Source organism: Paraburkholderia sp. JHI869, from assembly GCF_038900775.1.
Classification (GTDB): domain Bacteria; phylum Pseudomonadota; class Gammaproteobacteria; order Burkholderiales; family Burkholderiaceae; genus Paraburkholderia.
The window spans coordinates 1-840 of the sequence record NZ_JAYMSC010000094.1 but is presented as its reverse complement, the minus strand read 5'-3'; the positions used below and the strand labels follow the sequence as shown (position 1 = coordinate 840).

Here is an 840-nt window from a genome sequence, read left to right as displayed (position 1 = left end):
TGAGCAGCGGCCAGTCGCTCACCGCGTCCGAGCCGTCCTTCATCGATTCCGTTTCGCGGTTCGGGCTGGCCACCGAGCCGGTGTCGAGGTGGTCGCGGCCGATCACGATCGGCGCCTTCAGTTCGCCGTTCTTGACCATCTCGTTGAACGCCTGGCCCAGACGATAGCGATCCTTCACGCCCACCCAGCAGATCCGCGCCGGCAGGCCCTGGAACGCGATGCGCTCACGCGCCATGTCGAGCCAGTTGTGCAGATGCGGATCGTCGGGAATCAGCTCCTTGACCTTGGCATCCGTCTTGTAGATATCCTCGGGATCGCCCGAGAGCGCCACCCAGCGGAACGGGCCCTTGCCCTCGCAGAACAGCGGACGGATATACGCCGGCACGAAGCCCGGGAAATCGAACGCGTTTTCCACGCCCATTTCCAGCGCCATCTGGCGGATGTTGTTGCCGTAGTCGAGCGTGGCCGCGCCACGTTCCTGCAGCGTGAGCATCGCGCGCACCTGGTGCGCCATTGATTCCTTCGCGACCTTCACGATGGTTTCGGGCGCAACCTTCTGCGCTTCGCGCCATTGCTCGACCGTCCAGCCCTGCGGCAGATAGCCGTTGATCGGGTCGTGCGCGCTCGTCTGGTCCGTCACGCAGTCGGGCGTGATGCCGCGCTTGACGAACTCGGCGAACACGTCGGCGGCGTTGCCGAGCAGACCCACGGAAACCGGCTTGCCCGTCTTCTTCGCTTCCTCGATGATGGCCAGCGCCTCGTCGATGGTCTTGGCCTTGCGGTCCACGTAGCGCGTCTTCAGGCGGAAGTCGATGCGCGTCTCGTCGCATTCCACCGCGA

The 840-nt window shown here is 64.9% G+C and carries 1 protein-coding gene; it reads right to left on the bottom strand.

Annotated elements, in window-relative coordinates:
• Positions 1-840: urocanate hydratase (hutU, locus tag VSR72_RS43995; protein WP_342958419.1), on the bottom strand; the 840-nt coding region annotated here is incomplete at both ends.